The organism is Frankia sp. R43 (assembly GCF_001306465.1).
Classification (GTDB): Bacteria; Actinomycetota; Actinomycetes; order Frankiales; family Frankiaceae; genus Parafrankia; species Parafrankia irregularis.
In genome coordinates, this window is the sequence record NZ_LFCW01000003.1 from 949,751 (window position 1) to 971,441 (window position 21,691).

17 protein-coding genes and 2 pseudogenes are annotated in these 21,691 nt (G+C 69.8%); 6 read left to right on the forward strand and 13 right to left on the reverse strand.

Going from position 1 to position 21,691, the window contains the following annotated elements:
* Nucleotides 1–311 precede the first annotated feature (311 nt).
* Together ACG83_RS17460 and ACG83_RS17465 are read left to right on the forward strand one after the other, a co-directional pair.
* The gene (locus tag ACG83_RS17460) at nucleotides 312–1,073 is read left to right on the forward strand and encodes an SDR family NAD(P)-dependent oxidoreductase (RefSeq protein WP_054567190.1); all 762 of its coding nucleotides are present in this window, start codon (nucleotides 312–314) and stop codon (nucleotides 1,071–1,073) included.
* Between the two features lie 265 nt (nucleotides 1,074–1,338).
* A complete protein-coding gene (locus ACG83_RS17465) occupies nucleotides 1,339–4,023 on the forward strand; it encodes a cation-translocating P-type ATPase (RefSeq protein WP_054567191.1) in 2,685 nt (894 codons plus the stop codon).
* A 28-nt stretch (nucleotides 4,024–4,051) separates the two neighbouring features.
* On the opposite strand, the gene ACG83_RS17470 is transcribed toward ACG83_RS17465, so the two are convergent.
* Nucleotides 4,052–5,524, reverse strand: a complete 1,473-nt coding sequence (locus tag ACG83_RS17470; RefSeq protein WP_063793109.1) for an NAD(P)/FAD-dependent oxidoreductase — start codon at nucleotides 5,522–5,524, stop codon at nucleotides 4,052–4,054.
* A 154-nt stretch (nucleotides 5,525–5,678) separates the two neighbouring features.
* Here ACG83_RS17470 and ACG83_RS17475 point away from each other — a divergent pair, with 154 nt between their 5' ends.
* From ACG83_RS17475 to ACG83_RS17485, 3 genes are all read left to right on the forward strand, one after another.
* Nucleotides 5,679–7,496, forward strand: a complete 1,818-nt coding sequence (locus ACG83_RS17475) for a bis-aminopropyl spermidine synthase family protein (RefSeq protein ID WP_235497962.1) — start codon at nucleotides 5,679–5,681, stop codon at nucleotides 7,494–7,496.
* A gap of 123 nt (nucleotides 7,497–7,619) precedes the next feature.
* Nucleotides 7,620–8,255, forward strand: coding sequence for a copper resistance CopC family protein (locus tag ACG83_RS17480; RefSeq protein WP_054567193.1), 636 nt, complete (start codon nucleotides 7,620–7,622; stop codon nucleotides 8,253–8,255).
* A 4-nt stretch (nucleotides 8,256–8,259) separates the two neighbouring features.
* On the forward strand, nucleotides 8,260–10,368 hold the full coding sequence (locus ACG83_RS17485; RefSeq protein WP_054567194.1) for a cytochrome c oxidase assembly protein: 2,109 nt from the start codon (nucleotides 8,260–8,262) through the stop codon (nucleotides 10,366–10,368).
* Between the two features lie 200 nt (nucleotides 10,369–10,568).
* Here the strand turns inward: ACG83_RS17485 and ACG83_RS17490 are convergent, their stop codons facing one another.
* The 12 genes and pseudogenes from ACG83_RS17490 to ACG83_RS42495 form a co-directional block, all read right to left on the reverse strand.
* Nucleotides 10,569–11,831: a cytochrome P450 gene (locus tag ACG83_RS17490; RefSeq protein WP_054567195.1), complete on the reverse strand. Its 1,263-nt coding sequence runs from the start codon at nucleotides 11,829–11,831 to the stop codon at nucleotides 10,569–10,571.
* On the reverse strand, nucleotides 11,824–13,083 hold the full coding sequence (locus ACG83_RS17495; RefSeq protein WP_054567196.1) for a cytochrome P450: 1,260 nt from the start codon (nucleotides 13,081–13,083) through the stop codon (nucleotides 11,824–11,826). The genes ACG83_RS17490 and ACG83_RS17495 overlap by 8 nt, the downstream gene beginning before the upstream one ends.
* Nucleotides 13,080–13,709 carry an ATP/GTP-binding protein gene (locus ACG83_RS17500; protein WP_054567197.1) on the reverse strand — a complete coding sequence of 210 codons (630 nt, stop codon included), beginning with the start codon at nucleotides 13,707–13,709 and terminating at the stop codon, nucleotides 13,080–13,082. The genes ACG83_RS17495 and ACG83_RS17500 overlap by 4 nt, the downstream gene beginning before the upstream one ends.
* Nucleotides 13,690–14,043, reverse strand: a complete 354-nt coding sequence (locus ACG83_RS17505; protein ID WP_054567198.1) for a DUF742 domain-containing protein — start codon at nucleotides 14,041–14,043, stop codon at nucleotides 13,690–13,692. The genes ACG83_RS17500 and ACG83_RS17505 overlap by 20 nt, the downstream gene beginning before the upstream one ends.
* A gap of 3 nt (nucleotides 14,044–14,046) precedes the next feature.
* Nucleotides 14,047–14,478, reverse strand: a complete 432-nt coding sequence (locus ACG83_RS17510) for a roadblock/LC7 domain-containing protein (RefSeq protein WP_054567199.1) — start codon at nucleotides 14,476–14,478, stop codon at nucleotides 14,047–14,049.
* Entirely contained in the window at nucleotides 14,475–16,229 is a 1,755-nt protein-coding gene (locus ACG83_RS17515; protein WP_235497963.1) for an ATP-binding protein, read from the reverse strand. Before ACG83_RS17515 ends, ACG83_RS17510 begins: the two co-directional genes overlap by 4 nt.
* Before the next feature lie 580 nt (nucleotides 16,230–16,809).
* Nucleotides 16,810–17,286 (reverse strand): annotated as a pseudogene (locus ACG83_RS17520) (transposase); the annotation flags it as partial.
* 138 nt (nucleotides 17,287–17,424) lie between these two features.
* Nucleotides 17,425–17,820 carry a hypothetical protein gene (locus ACG83_RS17525; RefSeq protein WP_152991411.1) on the reverse strand — a complete coding sequence of 132 codons (396 nt, stop codon included), beginning with the start codon at nucleotides 17,818–17,820 and terminating at the stop codon, nucleotides 17,425–17,427.
* Nucleotides 17,821–18,085: 265 nt separating this feature from the next.
* Entirely contained in the window at nucleotides 18,086–18,598 is a 513-nt protein-coding gene (locus tag ACG83_RS46750) for a hypothetical protein (protein ID WP_235497964.1), read from the reverse strand.
* Between the two features lie 131 nt (nucleotides 18,599–18,729).
* Nucleotides 18,730–19,080 (reverse strand): SMI1/KNR4 family protein, encoded by a 351-nt coding sequence (locus ACG83_RS44290; RefSeq protein WP_152991412.1) that lies wholly within the window; start codon nucleotides 19,078–19,080, stop codon nucleotides 18,730–18,732.
* An 80-nt stretch (nucleotides 19,081–19,160) separates the two neighbouring features.
* The gene (locus tag ACG83_RS17540) at nucleotides 19,161–20,483 is read right to left on the reverse strand and encodes a polymorphic toxin-type HINT domain-containing protein (protein ID WP_054567204.1); all 1,323 of its coding nucleotides are present in this window, start codon (nucleotides 20,481–20,483) and stop codon (nucleotides 19,161–19,163) included.
* 451 nt (nucleotides 20,484–20,934) lie between these two features.
* Entirely contained in the window at nucleotides 20,935–21,363 is a 429-nt protein-coding gene (locus tag ACG83_RS42495; RefSeq protein ID WP_083473313.1) for a DUF4259 domain-containing protein, read from the reverse strand.
* Nucleotides 21,364–21,475: 112 nt separating this feature from the next.
* Between ACG83_RS42495 and ACG83_RS42500 the strand changes: the two are divergent.
* A pseudogene (locus ACG83_RS42500) lies at nucleotides 21,476–21,640 on the forward strand (IS256 family transposase); the annotation flags it as partial.
* Between the last annotated feature and the right edge of the window lie 51 nt (nucleotides 21,641–21,691).

Sequence of the window (21,691 nt, forward strand, 5' to 3'; positions counted from 1 at the left end):
CCGGGGTGATGAGAGCGTCCGGTCTGGCTTTCGGGGTACTGGCCGCGTCGATCTGCCGCAGCGCGTGGGCGGTGTCCGCTCCCGTCGCCGGTGTTGATCACTGTCCGGGCCCGGCCTGGGCTTGTGGATGGGTTCTAGACCGATCGTTTCGGATCGTGTTACCGTGCGCTCGCGTGGTTATGCAGCTCGAGCGTGCTGCCGCACCCCGAATAGTGGAATGTCTGTTCTCTTATGTGGACCCTTGCTGCTGAGGTGCCGGCTGGCATCGCCCGCCAGGTCCGCCAGGTCCGCCAGGACGAAGGAGTTGCGTCATGGGCGCACGTTTCACCGACAAGGTCGTCCTCGTCACCGGCGGCGGCGGAGCCCTGGGCCGGGCGGCCGCGCTGTCGTTCGCGGGCGAGGGCGCGACCGTGGCCGTCGCCGCCCGCACCGAGGGCTCGGCGAAGGAGACCGTGAGCCTGATCGAGGCCAACGGTGGGAAGGCCTCCGGCGTCGTCGTCGACGTCACCAGGTCCGAAAGCGTGAAGGCCATGGTGGACACGGTGGTCGCCCGGCACGGTGGCCTGCATGTCGCGTTCAACAACGCCGGCGTGCTCGGCGGTGGCACGCCGGTCGGTGACCACGACGAGGACGTGTGGAACCAGGTCCTGGCGGTCAACCTGACCGGTGTCTTCCTCGCGATGAAGTACGAGACCGCCTACCTGGCAGCCAACGGCGGCGGCACCATCGTGAACACCGCCTCCAACCTGGGCGCCCACTGGCGGCTGGCCGGAATGAGCGCCTACGCGACGTCCAAGGCGGGAGTCAGCTTCCTGACCCGTACCGCCGCGCTGGAGTACATCGGGCGAGGGGTGCGCATCAACTCCATCAGCCCCGGGCCGATCGACACCCCGATGTCCTACCTGGCGGGCGAGAACCGCGAGCAGCGGGACGCCCGACTCTCGCCGACCGTGCCGCTCGGCCGGGTCGCGGACCCACAGGAGATCGCCAACGCCGTGCTGTGGCTCGCCTCGGAGGAGTCGAGCTACGTCGTCGGCCACGACCACGTGATCGACGGCGGCGCCACGGCCTGATGGGAGCCACCGGGCCGCGCACATCGCCTGGGAAGAGGGCTGGATCTGACCGGATGCCTCCCAGCGATGCGCCCTCCGGTTCCTGGGCGGGCGGGCCGGCCGAGTGCCGGCCGGTCGGGCGTCGACTGGTCGGGCGGCATCGTCGCGATGAACGGGTTCGTCGCGATGAGTGGGCGAGTGGCGTCGGTGGGGCGTCCAATACGGTGGGGTCGGCGGGGGCACCCGCCTAGCCTGAGCGCCGACCAGTCCCCTCCGGAGGTAGCTGATGGACCGCCCAGTGGCCACGTCGCCCGACTCCACCGGGCCCACCGCCGCCGGTGACGGGGCCGAGGAGCCGGACGGGGCGACCAGCGGTGACGTCGACGGCGCCGGTGGCGCCGCGGAGCTCTCCGCGCGGGGGCTGAACGCCGCCGAGGTCGCGGAGCGGGTCGCGGACGGCCGGGTCAACGACGTTCCGGTCCGGTCCAGCCGGTCGGTCGGCGAGATCATCCGGGCGAACGTCCTCACCCGGATCAACGCGATCATCGGTGTGCTCTTCGTGTTCATCGCGATCGTGGGCCCGATCCAGGACGCGCTGTTCGGTGGCGTGATCATCGCCAACACGCTGATCGGTGTCATCCAGGAGATCCGCGCGAAGCGGACCCTGGACCAGCTCGCCGTCGTCGGGGAGGCACGGCCGCTCGTGCGCCGCGACGGCGTCGCCGCGGAGCTGGCGGCGGCCGAGATCGTGCTCGACGACGTGATCGAGCTCGGTCCGGGCGACAAGATCGCGGTGGACGGTCTCGTGCTGGAGGCGGGCAGCCTCGAGGTCGACGAGTCGCTGCTCACCGGTGAGGCCGACCCCGTCCACAAGCAGCCCGCTGACCAGGTGATGTCCGGCAGCTTCGTGGTGGCGGGCACGGGTGCGTTCCGCGCGACCCGGGTCGGCCGGGCCGCCTACGCCGCGCAGCTCGCCGAGGAGGCGAGCCGCTTCACCCTGGTCAACTCCCAGCTCCGCAACGGCATCAACACGATCCTGCGGGTCGTCACCTGGATGATCATTCCCACCGGGATCGCGCTGGTCATCAGCCAGATCACGGTGAACGACGACGATCTGGCGGAGGGGATCCGGCGGATGGTCGCCGGGCTCGTCCCGATGGTGCCCGAGGGACTCGTGCTGCTCACCTCCGTCGCGTTCGCGGTCGGCGTGGTGCGGCTCGGGCGCCGGCAGTGCCTCGTTCAGGAGCTCCCGGCGATCGAGGGGCTGGCCCGGGTCGACGTCGTCTGCCTCGACAAGACCGGGACCCTCACCGAGGCGGCGATGGACGTCGCCGAGCTGCGCCTCGTCGACCCCGGCCCGACGCCCTCGGAGGCGTCGCCCTCGGACGCGGCCCCACCGGAGGCGTCGCCCTCGGACGAGACCGCGCCGGATGCGCCGACCACGGATGCGCCGACCACGGATGCGCCGGCCTCGGAGGGAACGACGTCGGATGCGCCGGCCACGGGCGCAGCGGTGACGCGTGCGACGGTCGGCGCCGTGCTCGGCGCGCTCGGTGCCGCGGACAGACGGCCCAACCCGAGCATGCAGGCCATCATCGACTCCTACCCCGCCCAGGACGGCTGGACCGTCCGCGGCGACGTGCCGTTCTCCTCGGCACGCAAGTGGAGCGGTGCGGCGATCGCCGACCCCACCGGCGCGGTGACCGCCTGGCTCATCGGCGCACCGGACGTCCTGCTGCCCGCCGGCCACCCGGCGCTCTCCGAGGTCGACGAGTTCGGCGCGCGGGGCCTGCGGGTGCTGCTGCTGGCCCGGTTCGGCGACGACCTCGCCGCGGCGGCCGACGATCCGGGCGGCGTTCCCGACCGCACCACGCCGGTGGCGCTGGTCGTCATCGCGCAGCGGCTGCGCCCCGAGGCGTCGGACACGCTGCGCTACTTCGCCGAGCAGGGTGTCGCCGCGAAGGTCATCTCCGGGGACAACGCGCTGTCCGTCGGCGCCGTCGCCCGCACGCTCGGCCTGCCCGGCGCGGACGACCCCGTGGACGCCCGGACCCTTCCCGAGGACCGCGACGCCCTGGCGGACGTCCTGGAAACCCATTCGATCTTCGGTCGGGTCAGCCCGAACCAGAAGCGGGAGATGGTCGCCGCCCTGCAGTCCCGGGGGCATGCCGTCGCGATGACCGGTGACGGCGTCAACGACGTGCTGGCGCTCAAGGACGCCGACATCGGCGTGTCGATGGGCTCCGGCAGCCAGGCGACCCGGGCGGTCGCGCAGATCGTCCTGCTGAACAACAGCTTCGCCACCCTGCCCTCGGTCGTGGGGGAGGGGCGGCGGGTCATCGGCAACATCGAGCGGGTCGCGAACCTCTTCCTGACCAAGACGGTCTACTCGGTGCTGCTCGCGATCGTCGTCGTGATCACCCAGGTGCCGTATCCGTTCCTGCCCCGGCATCTGACGCTGCTGGGCTCCCTGACGATCGGCATTCCTGCCTTCTTTCTGGCCCTGGCCCCGAACGCGGAACGGGCCCGCCCGGACTTCGTCGGCCGGGTCCTGTCGTTCGCGCTGCCGGCCGGCATCATCGCCGGGACGGCGACCCTGATCTCCTACTTCGTCGGCCGTTCGATCTACGACGATCTGGACGCCGAGACGTCCATGGCGACCCTGACGCTGTTCCTGGTGGCGCTGTGGGCGCTGGCGATCGTGGCTCGTCCGTACACGTGGTGGCGGATCCTGCTGGTCGCCGTGATGGCGGGGGCGTTCGCGCTGGTACTGGTGGTGCCGTTCGGCCAGGAGTTCTTCCAGCTGTCGCTGGTGGGCACCACCGGGCCGTGGACGGGGGTGGCGATCGCCGCCGGGGCCGGGCTGCTCCTGGAGATCGCCTGGATCTTCATCCGCCGCCGTCTCGACCGCGCCACCGCTGGCGAGGCCGCCGGCCGCAGGCCCGCCGCACGCCAGGGCGCGGCGCGCTGACGGCGTACCGACGGCGCAGTGGCAGAGGCTAGGGCTCGGTGTCGGTCGGCGTGCGGTAGATCCCGGTGTGTTCGGCAGTGGCGATCGTCTCCTGCTGCGTGCCGGACGGAACGTAGTGGGTGATCTCCTGGCCGAAGGCGGCGTTGAGCAGCCAGTCGGTCGCCACCCGCAGCCGGTTCGCGGTCGCCGGGAGTGACGCCAGGTGGTAGCCGCGGGTCAGCAGGGCCGCGGGTGGCCCGCTCAGCGTGACACCGAAAGGGTTCGCCACCGCGTCACGGCCACCGAGATCCACGACGAAGCCCAGGTCACGATGTCGGTAGGGGCGCGGCGACCCGACGCCGAGCGACGCCGCGACGTTGCGGGCCGCCGCCGCGCCCTGGCGGACGGCGTGCTGGGCGGTCTGACCGGCGGGCGCACCGCCGCGGGCCGAGTCCGGCACCGCGGCGATGTCACCGAGAGCGAAGACATCCTCGACCGACGGCACCCGGAAGAACTCGTCGGTCACGATCCGGCCGTGCACGGTCGGCAGGCCGAGCGCCGCGGCGAGCGGGCTGGCGCACACACCGGCGCACCATACGACGGTGTGGGTCGCGACCCGGGTGTGCCGGCGGACGCCGGACCCGCCCTCGGCGAGGGTGACCGAGTCCGGGCCGATCCGCACGGCCGACGTGCCCAGACGCAGCTCGATCCCGCGCCGGGACAGCACCCGTGCCGCGCGCCGACCGAGCGCCGGGGCGAGATCGTGCAACAGGTGGGGGGAGTGGTCCACCAGCAGCCAGCGGACGTCCGCCGGCCGCAGGCGTCGGTAGGCCGCCGCGGCCCGCCGGGTGAACGCCGCCATCTGCGCGGCCAGCTCCGTGCCGGTGTAGCCGCCGCCGACCACGACGAACGTGCACAGCGCGCCGCGCCGGCGCGGGTCGTCGGTGGCGTCGGCGAGCTCCAGCCGGGACAACACGTGGTCACGCAGCGCCACGGCCTCGTCGAGGTTCTTCAGGCCCAGGGCATGCTCGGCGAGTCCCGGAACGTCCGGTGTCGCCGTCACCGAACCGGCGGCGATGACCAGCCGGTCCCAGGCGATCGCCCGGGTCGACCCGTCGGCGGCACGCACGGTCACCGTCCGCCGGCCGACGCTGGCCGCTGTCGCAGCCGGGGCTGCCATCGCGGCCGGGGCTGTGAGGCCAGCCGGGGCGGCGATGCCGCCAGCCGGGGCTGCCAGGTCAGCCGAGGCCTGCGCATCGGCCGGCGCCGCCAGATCCGCCGCGACCGCGTCACCGAGGCACAGCAGGGTCCGCCGCAGCACGGCGGGCAGCGACACGGCGAGATGACGGGGCTCGACCGTGCTGGCACAGACCTGAGGTACCAGCGAGGTGTACAGCAGGTGATCCACCGGGGAGACCACGATCAGCTCGGCCCGGTCGGCGGGCAACAGCGCCTCGAGCCGGCGCAGCAGGCGCAGCCCGGCGAAGCCGCCGCCGAGCACGACCACCCGGGGCCTGGCCACCTGCTCCCGCCCGCGGGCCACCGGCCAGGTGGGCGTCGGGGCAGTGGATGTCCGAACGGTGGCGGATGTCCGAACGGCGGCGGACGTCGGGACCTCCCGCGTGCCCGGGACCGACCTGACCACGGTTGCCCCCTCGAATGATATGACTGTCGACATGACCGGCGAAAAGTCCACGGTGGATGCTGTCGCGGCCTTTGTCGGCGGCTTCGGTGTGCGTTCGCGACCGCTCCGCGAAATTCTCTCGCTGTTGACCCGGGGCAGCCAGCCGATCGAGGCGCTCATCGCCCTGACGGCGACCCCGCGAAGGGCTGTGGAGGACCTTCTGCGCAGTATTGGGGGCGACCTCGAAGAAAGTCCCGAAGGGCTGCGCATCCGACCGGAGCTCACCGCCCGGTACCGAGAATTCTTCGGGCTGGGCGAGCTGGCCGTGCCAGCCGACGACCAACTGGCCGGCACCGCGCGGGCCGCGGGCCTCGGCCCCGCCGAAGGCCTCGACGCCACCGACGGGGTCGGCCCCGCCGCGGATCCCGAGTCCGCCGCGCGGGTGCGGGCGCTGGCCGCGCTGATCGAGGGGGCGCCCGCTCCGCGCCGTGACCTCGACCATGTCGCCGCCACGGCGCCGACCCTGGCCCGCCGCGCGAGCTGGCTGTGCTCCACCTACGATCTCGCCGGTCGGCGGGTGCTGTTCGTCGGCGACCATGATCTGACCTCGGTCGCGCTGGCCCGGGTCTGCCCGCGGGCCGACATCACCGTGGTCGACCTCGACGAACGGACCCTTGCGTACATCGACGCGACAGCCCGTTCGGAAGGCCTCCCGATCCGTACCCTTTTCGGTGACCTGCGATTCATGCTCCCGCCCGCGGCACGGGAATGGGCGGATCTCGTCTTCACCGACCCTCCGTACACGCCGGATGGTGTCGGGCTGTTTCTGGGGCGCGGCCTTTCGGGCCTGCGGGACAAGGTGAACGGCGTGGTGGTCGTCGCCTACGGGCACAGCCGCCTCCATCCGATGCTGGGATTTCAGGTCCAGCAGTCCGCGCAGCAGCTCGGCGTTGTTTTCGAGACAATTCTCCCGGCCTTCAACCGCTACCACGGGGCGCAGGCGGTGGGCAGCGCGAGTGACCTGTACGTGTGCGCGCCGACCAGCCGGACCTGGAAGGTCCTCGACCGGGTGTCCGAAGGTTTCGGGACCCGCATCTACACCCACGGCCGCCAGTCGGTGGAAAGCGCCGCCGGCGCGGACCGGGCCGCTGGAGACGGCGGCTCCACGGCGACCCGGGCCTCCGCGCCGTCCGCATCACCCGCGTCACCTGCTGCACCCGCTTCGCCGCCTTCGAGTGCATCCAGGCCGGCCACGGTGATCGGCGAGACGGCCGGGCCGCCGGGAGCCCGCCGGCTGGGGCTACGGGTGCTTTTCGCCGGTTCGGACTATCTGCGCGATCTCGATGCCGATGCGGCCTTCGAGGTCGACCTCACCGCGGATCCCGGGCCGTTGCTCCTGCGTGGGCTGCTGGCCGTGACCGGGGCGCATGCTCGGTTCCTGGTGCCGGCGGACCATCCCGACGTCTCCACCCCGGCCGCCCGCGCCCAGCTCGCGGATCTGCTGGCCGCGAAATACCGGCTGAGCTTCCCGCCGTCGTCGTCGCCCTCGTCGGGCGGTGCGCGGCACGTGACCGTCGAGGCGGCGTTGATCGACCCAGAGGGGGCCGCCAGCGCCGATCTCCTCGCCCGGTGGTTGCTGGAACGTGCCCACGGCCGGATCGGGAACGTCCTGCGTGAAGGTGTCATCCGCGTCGCGGCGCGGGACGGGCGAGCACTGTCGAAGAACGAGGCCCGGGCCGTCGTCCGCGCCCTGGTGGGCGAGGCCGAGCAGGACGTCCTGACGTTGACCCTGGTGGAGACGCCGCGGGGGCGGCTGGAACGCCTGCTGAGCGCGCTGCGGGCCGCACCGGCCGGGTTCGGTGTGGGCTGAGGGCTCGTCGGGGCCGGCCGGGGCCGTCGGGGCCGGCCGGGCCCGACGGGTCGCCGGCGGCGCGGGCACCCGGCGGTCGTACCGTCCGTCCTTCTACCGCTGGTAGAACGTAGACTCTGCCCGGTGCAACGAGGATCGTTCGCCCCGGCTTCCCGCCCGGCACCCGCGGCACTGACCGCGCTGCTCCTGCTGGTCCTCGCAGCCCTGCTCGCGGCGCCTCGCGCCGCGTGGGCGCACTCGACGGTGCTGCGCACGGAGCCAGGCGACGGCTCCACCGTCAACGCGCCGCCCGACCGGATCTCCCTCGTCTTCAACGAACCCGTCTGGACGGACTACGCGACGGTCGTGGTGACCGGCAGCGACGGCCGGACCCTGCAGACCGGCCCGCCGCAGGTCATCGAGACAACCCTGACGGTGCCGCTGCGCGGCGCCACACCTGGCGAATACCACGTAACGTGGCGCGTGGTCTCCGCCGACGGTCACCCGATCACCGGCGAGTTCTCCTTCACGGCCACCGCCGCGGGCCCGGCCGCGAGCACGACCGCGACGGCGACCGCAGGGCCGGCCACGAGCGCATCGGCCTCCGCGTCCGCACCTGTGTCGACGTCGGTGGCCGCGGGGGCCGCCGCCACGACACCGCCGGCGCAACCGGCTCCCCCGAAGGAGGGCGAGGACTGGTGGATCATCGGCCTCCTCATCGCCGCACTGGTCGCCCTGGGCGGCGCGTACGTGGTGTTCCGGCGACGGAAGCGGGAGTAGCCCGATGACCGCTCCGCTGCTCGCCCTGGGCGCCCTGCTTGCACTGATCGCGGTCCTGGTGACGGTCGCCACCAATCCCACCGTGGCGACCCTGCCCGGTCTGCCGGACGCCGGCACGCTCACCCACTGGGGCCTGCCGCTCTCCCGGGTCGTGGGGGAGATCGCCTCGGTCGGCGTGGTCGGCTGGCTGCTGGCCGCGGCGGTTCTCATTCCGTCCAGGGACGGCCGGCTCGGCGCCGCCGCCCGCGGGCACGCCCGCGCCGCCGCCCTCGCCGCCGCGGTCTGGCTGGCCGCGACGCTGGCGGAGCTCGTCTTCACCGCCTCCGACATCTCCGCCCGCCCGGCCGGCGACGTCCTCGACCCGTCCGCGCTGCGCTCGTTCGTGAGCGCGACGTCGCAGGGCAAGGCCCTGGTCGGCGTGGCCGCGGGCGCGCTGGTCATCGTGCTGATCGCGCCGACACTGATGTCGACGGTGGCCGCCGGCTGGCTGCTGGCGCTGGCCGGCGTCGCGCTGCTCCCGCCGGTCTTCACCGGTCACGCCGCCGGGTCGTCGCAGCACGCGCTGGCCGTCGTCGCGCTCGGCGTGCACATCCTGGCGGCGGTCGTCTGGCTGGGCGGCCTGCTGGCGCTGCTGACCATGCGAGCGGTGGCGGACGCCCCGTTCACCGCCGCCCTGCGCCGCTACTCCCGGGTCGCCGCCGGCGCCGCCGCGTTCACCGCCGTCGGCGGGATCGCCAGCGCCGCGATCCGTCTCGGCGGCTTCGGCCCGCTGTTCGACGACCGGTACGGCCTGATGGTCCTCGGCAAGGCCGCTGGTCTGCTGGCCGCGGTGGCCCTCGGCGGCCTGACCCGCCGCCGGATCATCGCGACCGCGACCACCGCCGACGCCGACAGCGAAGCCACCGCCGAGGGTGGGAGCGAAGCCACCGCCGAGGGCGGACAGCTGGCCCGGCGTCAGCTGTTCCGCCGGCTCGCGCTGATCGAGAGCTGCGTCCTCGCGGCGACGTTCGGCCTGGCCGCAGCCCTCTCCCGGACGTCGACCCCGGTCAACGACGCGGCGGTGCCGAAGGACGCCACCGAGGCACTGCTGGGCTACCCGATGCCGCCGGCGCCGACCCCGTGGCGGCTGCTGGCCGACTGGCGTCCCGACTGGGTGTTCATCGGGCTGTGCGTGCTCGCCGCCGGGCTCTACATCGCCGGCGTGATCCGGCTGGCGCGCCGGGGCGACCGGTGGCCGGTCGGGCGCACCATCGGGTTCCTCGGTGGGCTCCTGCTGGTCGTCGTGGTGACGTCCGGCGGCCTTGGGCGCTACGGGCCGGTGCTGCTCAGCGTGCACATGGCCCAGCACATGATCCTCACCATGCTGGCGCCGATACCGCTGGTTCTCGGCGCGCCGATCACCCTCGCGCTGCGGGCGCTGCGGACCGCACCCGCGCCCTACCGCAGCGGGCCGCGGGAATGGCTGGTCGCCGCCCTGCATTCGTGGCCGGCCCGGATCCTGACCCACCCGCTGTTCGTCACGGCGAACTTCGCCGGCAGCCTTTACGTGATCTACCTGAGCTCGCTGCTCGGTGACCTGATGAACAACCACCTCGGCCACCTCTTCATGAACGCCCATTTCCTCATGACGGGCTTCTACTTCTTCGAGGTGCTGATCGGCGTCGACCCGCTGCCGAAACGCCCACCGCATCCGGGGCGGGTGCTCATGCTGGTCGCGGTCATCCCGTTCCACGCCTTCCTCGGGCTGACGATGATGAGCACGACGACGGTGCTGGGCAGCGGCTGGTACGACGTCCTCGTCCGGCCGTGGGGTGACAGCCCGCTGGGCGACCAGGGCACCGCCGGTGGCATCGCGTGGTCGTTCGGCGAGGTCCCGACCCTGATCGTGATGCTCGTGCTCGCGGTGCAGTGGGCGCGCACCGACGAGCGCCGCGCCCGCAACCGCGAGCGGCGGGTCGACACGCTGGGGGTCGACGAGCAGCTCGACGCCTACAACGCCTACCTGGCACGCCTCAACGGGGTGAAACCCGCCCCGGCCGCCACCGCCACCACGGCCCCACCGCAGCAACGGCAGGGCGACACGCCGACCTCCACCGAGGGCCAGTCGTCGTAGCCCGGCCGCAGCGGCGCCGGCCACGTACCTCCCCGTGAGGCAACGAATCAGCTGGTGCTCGCCCCGCGTCTCGAATCCAGGCGTTCCATGGCGACGAGCGCGATGTCGTCGCCGAGGGAACCGCCCGTCCACTCGATGAGTGCGTCGACCAGGCGGGCGGTCCCGTCGGGCAGTTGCGAGTCTGGTCCCCCGAGCGTCTCTCAGGGAACGAAGGGCGGGGCCACGGCGGCCTGACCGAGCTGGACCGGCAGCACAGCGGCGCTGTTGGAGAAGAATGACGGAACCGGCGGCAGGGTCGCGGGGTCGGCCGCCAGGCGCAGGTCCGGGTACCGGGCGAACAGAGCGGGCAGGGCGACGCCTGCCTCCAGCCGCGCCAGGTGCGCGCCCAGGCACAGGTGCGGTCCGCCGCCGAAGGACAGATGCCGCTGGGGGGCGCGGGTGACGTCGAACTGGTCGGCGTCGGCGCCGTACTGGCGGGGGTCCCGCCCGACACCGCTGTACGCGGCGAGAATCGCGTCGCCCTTCGCGATCGTGACGCCCGCGATCGTGACATCCTCGAGCGGGTAGCGGGCGGGGAAGTTCCCGATCGGCGCGTCCCAGCGCAGCACCTCCTCGACCACACTGGACCAGGTCGCGGCGTCACCGGCGACGGCGATGGCCTTCTGGTCCGGATGCGTGAGCAAGGCGCGTACGCCGTTGGTGATGAGGCTCAGCGTGGTCTCGTGGCCGGCGGTGAGCAGCAACCAGATGGTGTCGACGAGCTCCTCGGTGGTCAGCGCCTCCTCATCCTCCTCACGCAGCTTGATCAACGCGCTGGTGAGGTCCTCACCGGGCTCGTCGCGACGCAGCCGCACCAGCTCGGCGAGCAGGGCCAGGCGCTGCCGCTCGGTGGCCACGGCCTCCTCGCTGCTGGTGTCCGTGCGGAAGATGCTGTCGACGAGCCGGCGGAGCTCGGCGCGCCACTCCCGCGGGACGCCCAGCAGCTCGCAGATCACCTGCATCGGCACCGGGTAGGCGTAATGCGACCGCAGATCCACCGATCCGTCGGGGCCGGCATGGGAGGGGAGCTCGTCCAGCAGCTCGGCGACGATCTGGTTGAGGCGGGGACGGAGCTGTTCCACCCGGCCGCGCGTGAACACCCGGGTCACCGGTCGGCGCAGGCGGGAGTGCGTGATGCCGTCGCTGGTCACCATGTTGGTCACCTTGATCATGCCGACCAGCGGCCAGTCGTCGGTGATCGTCCCGTCCTGGATGGCGCTCCAGTTCCGCCAGTTCTTGCTCACCCGCTCGTCCGCCACCAGGTCGGCGAGCAGAGCGTGGTCGGTGACCACCCACACGCGGATGCCGCCGGGCAGCTCGGCCTGCACCACCGGACCCGCCTCCCGCAGCCGGCGTTGTTCGCCGTGGTGATCGGCGCCGAAGGGGTCCAGGGGAACCAGCGGGATGGCGGTCGAGTCAGCCATGCGAGACCTCCTGCTCAACGATGGGCACGTCGGATGCGGCGAAACGCACTGGAAGGCTTGCCGGGCAGCGGGTCCACGGCGAGGGCAACAGCTCGATCTCATCCGGCAGGATGGCCAGGGTGAGGTCGTGCAGTTCTGTCAGGACGGTCGTGACGGCTGTGCGGGTGATCAGACGGCTGGGGTCCAGGGCCGGGCAGGTGTGCGGGCCGGCGGAGAACGCCAGGTGCGAACGGTTGCCGGTCTCCAGCCAGGGGTCGTCGGTGTGCATGCGCGCGTCGGCGTTGGCCGCGCCCAGGCCGAGGATCAGGGCATCGCCCGCACGGACGGGCTGCCCGGCGAGCTCGGTGTCGGCGAGCGCGTACCGGGCGGGCATGTTGGCCATGGGCGGGTCGCGGAACAGCACCTCGTCGAGCGCGTCATCCACGCCCAGACGGCCGCCGTGCAGGCGCCCGGCGAACCGGGGGTCGGTGAGCATCAGCCGGATGGTCTGCGCGATCCACGAGGTCGTCGTCTCGTAGCCGGCCGAGATCATCAGAACGATGGACTGCACGACCTCGTCGCTGTCGTGCAGGTTCGGGTGCGCCAGGAAGGCGGTGGTGAGGTCCTCGGCCGGGCTGGCCGCGTGCGACTGCATGACCTCGGTGAGGATGCGTTCGAAGGTGCGGTTGCCCTCCTGCGAGTCCTCGCCGCTGCCGAACAGGGCGATCAGGCCGGCCCGCAGCTGATGGCCGTGCTCGGTGGAGATTCCGAACAGGCTGGAGACCGCCAGCATGGGAATGACCGACGCGTACTCGGTGACCAGGTCGGCCTCGCCGCGTTTCGCGAACCCGTGGATCAGCTCTCGGCAGGTCGCCTGCAGCGAGCGCCGGAGGGCGTGCTGGTCCATGCCCGCGATGCCCTCGTCGAGTGGGGCCCGCAGCCGGCGATGCCGTGCTCCGTCCGCGAAGTAGGCGTTGTCCCGCGGGAACATCATCGGTCCCAGTCCGGAGTCCGGGCGCACGACACCGTCGGACAGCAGCCGCCAGTGCGAGGGATTGCGGGCGAACAGGCGCTCGTTGCGCACCACGTGAAGAATCTCGGAATAGCCCATGACCAGCCAGGCCGGTACACCGGGTTCGAGCTCCACCGGTGCGACCTGCCCCCACCGCTCCCGCAGCACCCGGTAGGCGGCCTGTGGGTCGGCGCAGGTGGTGGTCTCCGACAGCGGAGTCAGACCCGTGAAGTCCGACAGGGAATGGCGGGTGGAAATCATCGATGCGCCCCCGTCAGCCGGGAGGACACCGTCGCGTGCTCGACCAGAGTGATCAGCGCCTGGATCGAGGACTGCCGGTCCAGAGCCCGGCAGGACGTCATCGGCGTATCGGTGGGCAGGTCCAGCGCGGCGACGACCTCGTCCAGCGGGATATCCGGCGTATCGGGGAACACGTTCACGGCCACGGCGAAGGGCGTGTCACTCAGTTCCATCTGGTCGAAAACCTCGAAGCTCTCCTCCAGCCTGCGCGTGTCGACCAGGACCAGGGCGCCGATCGCGCCCTCGGCCAGCCCTGCCCAGTGGTCCCAGAATCGTCGTTGCCCGGGAGTGCCATAGAGATACAGCACGATGTCGTCCCCGATGGTGATCCGACCGAAATCCAGGGCGACCGTCGTCGACGTCTTGCGCTCGACCCCCGCCAGCGAGTCGACCCCCAGGCTTTGCCGGGTCATCTGTTCTTCGGTGTGCAGCGGCACGATCTCGCTCACCGAGTCGATCAACGAGGTCTTGCCGACGCCGAACGGGCCCGAGACGAGAATCTTGACCGACTGGCGCACCGTCGGCGAGACATACCGGTCCGCCTCGTCACGATCAGCCCTGCGGTGATCAGAGGCTACGGAGACCATGCAGGACCCTTTCGAGAAGCTCGTGGTTCGGGGCGTCCGGATCGGCTCCCACCGTGCGCACGGCGAGATGGCCGCTGTCGACCAGGTCCGAGACCATGACCGCCGCGACGCTCACCGGGATTCTCAGATGGGCGGCGGCCTCGGCCAGCGACAGCATTCCCCGGCACAGCTGCACCAGTGACCGATGCTGACGCGTGGCCGAGGGCGGCAGGCTGGCGTCCGTGTTCGCCACCAGCAGGGTCTCCGGCCGGACCGTGTTGCGGCTGGGGCGCGCCTGGCCACCGGTCAGCACATACGGTCGAACCGGGCCGAGGTAGTCCGTGGGGTCGACCACGGCTTAGTGCGGGCGCTCGGCGGAGCTCAACGACTTCTCGCCGATCTTGCGTACCGTCGTGGTCATCTGGTGGGCGACGAGCGCCGGGTCGATCACGGCCTCGGTGATCACGCCCAGGTAGGTGCGTTCGCCGGCGCCGCGGAACATCAGCTTGGCGCCGTTGAGCTCGTACACCACGTGGCTGGGAATGCCGCCCTCACCGTGGTCTCCGGCAACCGCCCTGCCCAGGGACGCCATGGCCGAGCACGCGGCGGCGAGCTTCTCGGCGCCGTCGCGGTCCAGGGTGCTGGAGACGGCGGTCACAAAGCCATCGGCGGTGAACACGAACGCGTGCCGTACGCCCTGCGTCGTCTCGATTTCCTCCACCATCCAGCGGTTGGCGTCGATCCCACGCCAGTGGTCGGTGTGGAGAGTACCGGTGGCATCGGGGGTCATTCCGTGTCCTCTGCGGGAGCGAGCGGGGGCGAGGGCGGGGTGGAGTCGCCCGGGTCAGCGACGTCACCACCGGAAGCGGCGTCCGGCGAGACGCTCAGAATCGCCGCGAGGAACGATCCGGCTTCGTCGGCTGACGGCGGCGGTGCGGGCGGGCTCGCGGATGGCGTGACGGGCGGCGGGACCTTCTCGGTGAGCGCGGCATGGCGGGGCGATCGGCGTCGCGGGAGCACCGGTTTCGACGGGCGATCTTCCCCCGCGGCCGAGGCCGGGTCGCCAGGGGGGACCGAGGCCGGGTCCGGCAGGGAGACGCCGCCGGGTGCCGGGGGTGTGCCAACGGCCGCAGAGCCGGCCCGGTGGTGGCCGCGGGTAAGGCGTGTGGCGGGGGTCAACAGCTCGGTCAGCTCGTCGGGCACGAAGACCACCGCCCGGACGCCGCCGTAGACCGACTCGCTGAGATCGACCCGCAGCCCGTGGCGGCGCACGTACTCGCCGACCACCGCCAGGCCGGTCTGCGGCGTCTGGCCGAGATCCGCCACCCGCACTGGCAGGCGTCCCGAGGCGATCTCCCGCGCTCGGTTCAGGCGGAACTCCTCCATGCCCACGCCACAGTCGTCGATCTCGTAGACCACTCCGCGCTGCACCGACCGGATTGCGACCAGCACCTCGGTCGTCGACGGCGAGGACTGCGCCGCGTTGGCCAACAGCTCGGCGATGACGCTGATGAGCGGTTCGGCGACGTGAGCGACAACCGCGGTGTCCGGGCCGCCGGACGCGTGCACCCGCTGATAGGCGATGATCCGTGAGGCAGCCGCGGTCACGATGTCGGCTACGGCCACTGGCTCCTGCCACTGCTGGCCCGGCGATTCGCCGCACAGCACCGCGAGGTTCTGCGCGTAACGGGCCTGCTGCGCGGCCGCATGATCCACGCGGTAGCCGCTCTCGAGCACATCCGGTGTCGTCGGATGCGCCAGCACCATGGCTGTGGCTTCTTCCTGCACCCGGTGGGACACGGCCTGCACGTTGCGCGCGAGCCCGACCGTCGCGGTCCGCAGGGCCTCCTCGCGGTCCCGGAAACGATCGTGGGCCTGCTCCACCAGCTTCGCGACGGCCACGCCGATCCGGTCCAGCACTCCGACGATCGCCTCGTCACCGGCGGTATCCGGCAGTGCGGGAACCAGATCACCGGTGGTCAGGGCGGGAAGCTGGTGGTCTATGACGAATCGCACACCCTCCTCCCAGGCGGCGATCCGTCGCTCACCGATCCGCAGCGCCTCCTGTGCCTGTCGCAGCGCGTCGCGCAGCTCGACGATCTGGCCGGCGATGCCGTCGTAGCGGGCCACGATGTTGGCATCGCCGCCGAGGGCCGCCGGCAACGCGGGCGCATACGTGCCCTCGATCAACGCCGGTAGCGCCTCGTGGGAGATGAACCCCAACGCCTGCTCGGCGACCTCCAGCCGCTTCTCCAGCTGACCGATGATCTCAGCCTGCTCGGCGACTCGCTGATCCCGCTGCGCGAGGTCGGCGGTCAGTCCCCCGATCCGCTCCTGGAGGCGCCCAAGCTGCAGCTGGCACTCCGCTAACTGGGTGTCCCGCTGTGCCAGCTGCGCACGAAGCTGATCGGCGTGGCCGCGGGCGACGGCGACGACCGCCGTCTCCTTCCGGTGACGGTCGGCGAGACGGTTCGCCAGCCCGGCGAGGTACCGCCCGGACATCGTCGCATGACGCGAAGCTGGCGATGAGGGGTCAGTCATGATCACCTGATGTCAGTCGAGTACGGGACAGCGACCGGCGGAGGGGGCCCGTCAGAACAGCTGGGCCCGCCACGGGCTGGCCCACGAACCATCGGCCGAATGTTTACTTTTTGTAGTCACTCAGGGTGGTATGTCGTACAAGGCTGCGCCGAATCGTAGCCGAGCGGCTGACAACGGAGGAGACCGGGACCAGCCGGCTCGCGTCCAGAAGCGCCGATACCAGCGTGTGTGCCCGTGGGCTGCGGCGCAGTTCCTCGGGCGCTGTCTGCTCGGCCGCTCAGCGGCGTCGTCACCACACCGTCGAGATCATGCTGGGGGCGTGGCCGTGGGCCGACGGGGAGGCGGTCTGCCATGACGGTGATCTCGTTGTCGTGCGGCGGCTCGGTGACGAGCCACTCGTGCGCGCACCGCAATGCCGACACCGCGTCCACCGGCGGCCCATTCGCCGCGGTCTGGCCCGGCTCCGATGCCCGCTCGGCCACGCGGACCAGCTTGCCGCGGACCGGATCCCTGACCCGGTTGAGTCGGCCTGGAACGCGGCGGGAAAGGTACGTCTACTCCTACATCGCCGCAGCGCCTGTTCGCTCGGGACCAGCCGCACACCGCTCGGACCGACGGCCAGGCCACGGTCGCGTAGACCGCCGCAGGAACTCGGTCCAGAACGCTTCGCCCTCACTGTCCCCAACCTGCACACCGAGGACCTCCCGGCGGCCGTCCGCGGACACGCGGGTGGCCATTACGACCGCCTGGGAAACACTCCGCCGTCGAGGCGGACCTTGCAGTAGGTGGCGTCCAGGTAGACGTACGGGAACCCGACGTGCTCCGGCCGCCGGGACCGCCAGGCGTCTGCCTCCCGGTCCAGAGCGGCGCAGATCCGTGACACCTCCGACTCCGAGACCCGCGTGTCCACACCCAACGCGGCGACGAGGTCGTCGACTTCAGGGGTCGACACCCCGCGCACATAGGCCTCCATCGCCACCGCGTGCAACGCTATGTCGATCCGCCGGCGGGGTTCCGGCAGCGCCGGGAAAAATGAATCGGTCCGCAGTTTCGGGATGCCTACCCTCATAGCCCTCCGAGGAGGCCTGTGTGGGCGAGATGAACGTCTGGCGAGTGGGGGGAAGGCTCTACCCGGACGCCCCGGAGGCCCCACTGGAAGCAGTTCCAGTGGGGCCTCATGCTTTAGAGAACGGCGCTATTTCCGGAGGCCAACACTGTCCTGTTGACTCCAGATGCTGGAGGTCTCCAACGTCATCGTTTGAACCTCCTGAGCCCCAGCAACGAAGACCGCCCACCATAGTTCTTCACACGGAATGTGCGCCTCACCCTTGGTGTCAACCCAGACGCAGACGACCCCGTCATCGACAACGGTAATATCCCACCATGACCATTTCCTGAGATCGGGATCGAAGCAATAGATCCACTCCCCAGCATCCCAGGCACGGTCATCCCTTACCTCTAGGTATCGACTCTTCCCAGCGCTTCCGACAGCGTCGCCATATGCCTCATCCTCACTGCCGTCCGACAGATTCAAGAACCAGGATGGGAGCCCATCCTCCGAGACGTCGTCGTGCTCAAAGTCAGCAGCCATGCAGATCTCGATGGCCGCAGCAATCAGACTCCGGAGACGGCCCGAATATGCGTCGGCATCCACTACGGGCCTAACTACCAGCAAGCCAAGAAGGCTGATCGGATCCTCGGAGGGCCGCTGCGCAAGGCGTCGCCCCTCATTCTCAAGATCGCAACGAGTCACCGGGCCTTTCCTAGCCTTAAGTCGACCGGTTGGAACAGCCCACGGCGGCGTAACGCCCGCTCGACCGATGACGCCGACGCCAGATGGTCGCCGACGGCCATCATCACGTGGATCTTCCGGTGTCCCAACGCCGGCCAGTCCGCGGCGTACTTCGCTGCGGCCGACTCCAAGGGGTCCACGACAGTGCCGGCCACGGGCTCTTCCCCGCCGGCGCCCCCACACGTTGCCGGGCCTGGAAAAGGGCGTAGGAACAGCGCGGGATGTCGGGCAGCCGGCAGAACCTCGCGGTCGACATCCCGGCGTCGAGCCTGATCACCTCGATGTCCGCGTAGGGCCCAGCCGGCGCTACGGACTTCTTCCACACCCGGATCTCGATGTGCGCCTCACCGAGCGCGGTCTTGAGTTCCTCGACCTCGGCGGCGAGCGTCTCCTCCCGCGACGACGCCCGCCCGAGGCCGCCGGCGGCCAGGCCCTGATTCCCGGGCTCCAGAAACGCCTGCTTCCCCTTCAACACCGATGTATCCGGCACCAGGTTCCGCTGCGCGGCCTCCATGACCATCACCTCGCCGGCGAGCACCGATGATACAGTCCGGATCTTGCTCTCGACTGGAATCACACCACCGTATCCTGCTCGACTAATACACGGTCACCACCGACTTACAGACAGCAGAGCCGATAACTTTACAGGCCTTCATGCGAAAACCTCTGCCACCTTTCAAGCAAAACCGAATGGAGAGATCCTAATAATTACGATGCGAGTCCAAGTTTTTCAAGAAACTCATCAATATCGTCTGCCACGTAGCGCCAGTTGTCGTAGGTTGTCAATTCAACAACCGCCGGTCGACTACAGGAGGCCCGGTAGTCGAGCGCGAAAGGCATATCGGGCCCGAGGTCACCGATAATCAGAGACTGGTGCGGGGTTAGATTTCCGGGAGGCTTCTCTGAATTTTCGACGCCGAGATAGAACTCTTGAAACTCAACTCCCGGGTAACCACTTTGCCATGCCACGGAGGTCGCACGAATCCCGTTCAAGTCGTAGAATTTTGGCCGATCAGGCTCCTCGTAGAATACATTCCGCATCGCCGCCAGTGCGGGCACCTTCCATCTTCCTTCCAGTATTGCGGCAGCGAGAGCTACTGGGAGCGGAAGCCCCGCAATGACAATCCGATCCTCAGGATTCAACGACTCCACGTCCGCCTTCCCATCGTAGCTTCTATTGCTTCCAGTATCTCAGTTCGCGATCCCGGCGGGGCCATTGGATCCCCGAAGTTGCGCCGGTTGACGCTCCTTGATTTCCATCCGACGGAAAATCCATCCTGTTCGAAGTGGACCGTAAATCCGATCGCCGATCGGGACCCTGCGAAGTCTTCCAATAGAATCTGACCGTGCCCTCCGAATCTCATAACTGAACCCGGAGCCCGGGGGGTTACATCGTCATCTACGCTCAACCGCAGCACGAGACGTCCATCTACGGGATCGTAAACTCCACTAAATACATCTCCCACGCCGTGAGAGGACAGGGCCGCCGAGTTATCAATACCACTCGCGATGATATTGCAGTTGCTGTTGTGGACGAGGATCGGGGTGTTGCCGGCGAGTACATAGTACGTGTGGAGGTCGGCGATGGTGAGGTTGTAGACGGTGTCGACGCGCTGGTAGGTGTGGGTGGTGGTGATGGTGGTGGGCTGGCCGGTGGGTGTTTGGAGGTGGTCGCCGGTGGTGAGCTGGTCGGCGTTTTCCCAGTGGTGGGTGTCGGGGTTCCAGAAGGGGTGGTGGTTGGTGGCGGTGAGGGTGGCGGGGCCGGTGGGGGTGGTGATGGTGATGTCGACGAGGTGTTTGGTGCCGGTGCCGGTGCCGGTGCCGGTGCCGGTGATGAGGTGGGTGACGGTGCGGGGTTCGGTTTGGCCGGTGTCGGGGTTGGTGGCGAAGACCTGGTCGCCGACGTGGATGTCGGAGATTTTTTTGGTGGTGCCGTCGGCGAGGAGGACGGGGGTGTCGGGGTCGAAGCTGTTGGGTTCGCAGCTGGTGGTGTCGGGTGGTCGGGTGGTGTGTGTGTCCGCGTGGGTGTCGGCGAGGCTGTCTGTGCCGTGTTGGCAGATGCGGGTGTCGCCGAGGTCGTAGCGGTCGGTGTGGGGGTTCCCGGTCTGCGTGCAGTGCTCGTCGGTTGTCGCTTGCCGGCAGTTCCCGTACAGGCCTTCGCCGCCGGGTTCGGTGTCGGCGCAGTTGTCCGGTCCCTGGTTTTCGAGGAGTTCTCGGCCGAGTTCCTTGAGGGCTTCTTTGCCGAGTTCTTTGAGGCGGTTCGGGTTCTGGTTGGTGTTGTTGGGGGTGTCGCCGATGCAGCGTAGGGGTGGTTTGCACTGGGGGATCTGGAACGGCTGTGTGGTGCCGTTGTCGAGGTCGGCTTGGAGGCCGGGTCCGCCGCTGTTGCTGTTGGCGCGTGCGGGTCTGGCTGCGGGGATGTTGGTGGGGTCGGTGGCGGAGAGGAAGGGGGCGTGAGCCATTTCAGGTTGATCTTGGCGGCGGCGGCGGGGCCACCGGCTGATGTGACGGGCCCGGGGGAGGCGTTGACGAACCGCTCCGAGCGCAGTACCTCGAGCACCCGAGCCCGTTCCTTGGGTAGACAGGGCCGCCGGTCGCTTGCACTGCTTGTGCGGGATCGGTTCCGGCCGCGGCGGAGCGGGGCTTTTCCGGTGCCGCCGGTAATGTGTGGCTCGTGACCGGTTGACGGCACAGGTCCGAGGCCATCCGCACGGGGGACTATTTCGCCCGCCGGTCGTGAGTGACTCCCATCCGCGTGATGTAGATCGGGAGCTGTTGGTTGATTGTCCAGGTGCCGTGGTCCGCTGACGTTGCCGTCAGACGCGCCAGAAGCCCCACCGGAGAATCCGGTGGGGCTTCTGATTTTCTGCGCCAATCATGACGAGATGAGGCAGCAGAAAGACCAGGACGGCGTCAGCCTGATGTCCCTTGGGTGACATCTCTGGCTTCATTCAGGAGGCGTTCCACTTCAGCTTTCCACTCGTCTCCGCGACCTTCATCGACCCACAGGCCATAGGCCTCGGAATCCTCTTGCAGCACCCTGGAAAGAGCCGAAACAACCAGCGAGAAGAAGGAGGACGGAATCTCGGGGAACGCGTCCAAAAGCTTTACCGCTTCGAGGACGCTGTCTCTTCCCTTGACCTTCGCCAAAGCAACGGTCGAAGCAGCTACCGCCGGCTCGCCCAAGTCACGATCAAGGTAGCCTCCGGGCTCGACTTCGGTCGCGGACGACAACGCCTCACGCAGCGCGTCGATTACCTCGCCCTCGTCGAGTCCTCGCAGCTCATCGAGCAGATCCATCGCCGAGTCGTTCTCGAATGGCCCTACGCCTGAAGCGCTCATACCGTCTACTCACCTCCATTCATCTAGAAAATAACGTGCGGCTTGCAAGTATTGTTGGCGTCGCGGACTACCGAGACGAATCGCCCTTCGATCGGCCAAGGTTGGCGTGTACGGGAACTTCCCGAACGAGACCGCCGCGTTGAAGTGCGTCTACATGGCGGTCATGAGCCTCGACCCGACCGGGCAGGGCCGCAAACGCTGGGTGATCCGCTGGAAGGGCGCTCTCAACGCCTTCGACGTCGCGTTCGACGGCCGGCTTACCGCAGGTCGCAAGTAGTCCGATTCGCCACAGTTACACCGGTAACTTTACAGACCCTTCGTCGGGGGT

Bases quoted from the DNA above. Each gene is read 5' to 3' on its own strand.
- ACG83_RS17475 (WP_235497962.1), top strand. From the start codon at position 5,679: ATGACCGGCGAAAAGTCCACGGTGGATGCTGTCGCGGCCTTTGTCGGC.
- ACG83_RS42495 (WP_083473313.1), bottom strand. From the start codon at position 21,363: ATGAGCGCTTCAGGCGTAGGGCCATTCGAGAACGACTCGGCGATGGAT.
- ACG83_RS17500 (WP_054567197.1), bottom strand. From the start codon at position 13,709: ATGGTCTCCGTAGCCTCTGATCACCGCAGGGCTGATCGTGACGAGGCG.
- ACG83_RS17515 (WP_235497963.1), bottom strand. From the start codon at position 16,229: ATGACTGACCCCTCATCGCCAGCTTCGCGTCATGCGACGATGTCCGGG.
- ACG83_RS17495 (WP_054567196.1), bottom strand. From the start codon at position 13,083: ATGATTTCCACCCGCCATTCCCTGTCGGACTTCACGGGTCTGACTCCG.
- ACG83_RS17460 (WP_054567190.1), top strand. From the start codon at position 312: ATGGGCGCACGTTTCACCGACAAGGTCGTCCTCGTCACCGGCGGCGGC.
- ACG83_RS17510 (WP_054567199.1), bottom strand. From the start codon at position 14,478: ATGACCCCCGATGCCACCGGTACTCTCCACACCGACCACTGGCGTGGG.
- ACG83_RS17490 (WP_054567195.1), bottom strand. From the start codon at position 11,831: ATGGCTGACTCGACCGCCATCCCGCTGGTTCCCCTGGACCCCTTCGGC.
- ACG83_RS17465 (WP_054567191.1), top strand. From the start codon at position 1,339: ATGGACCGCCCAGTGGCCACGTCGCCCGACTCCACCGGGCCCACCGCC.
- ACG83_RS17525 (WP_152991411.1), bottom strand. From the start codon at position 17,820: ATGGCTGCTGACTTTGAGCACGACGACGTCTCGGAGGATGGGCTCCCA.
- ACG83_RS17540 (WP_054567204.1), bottom strand. From the start codon at position 20,483: ATGGCTCACGCCCCCTTCCTCTCCGCCACCGACCCCACCAACATCCCC.
- ACG83_RS17485 (WP_054567194.1), top strand. From the start codon at position 8,260: ATGACCGCTCCGCTGCTCGCCCTGGGCGCCCTGCTTGCACTGATCGCG.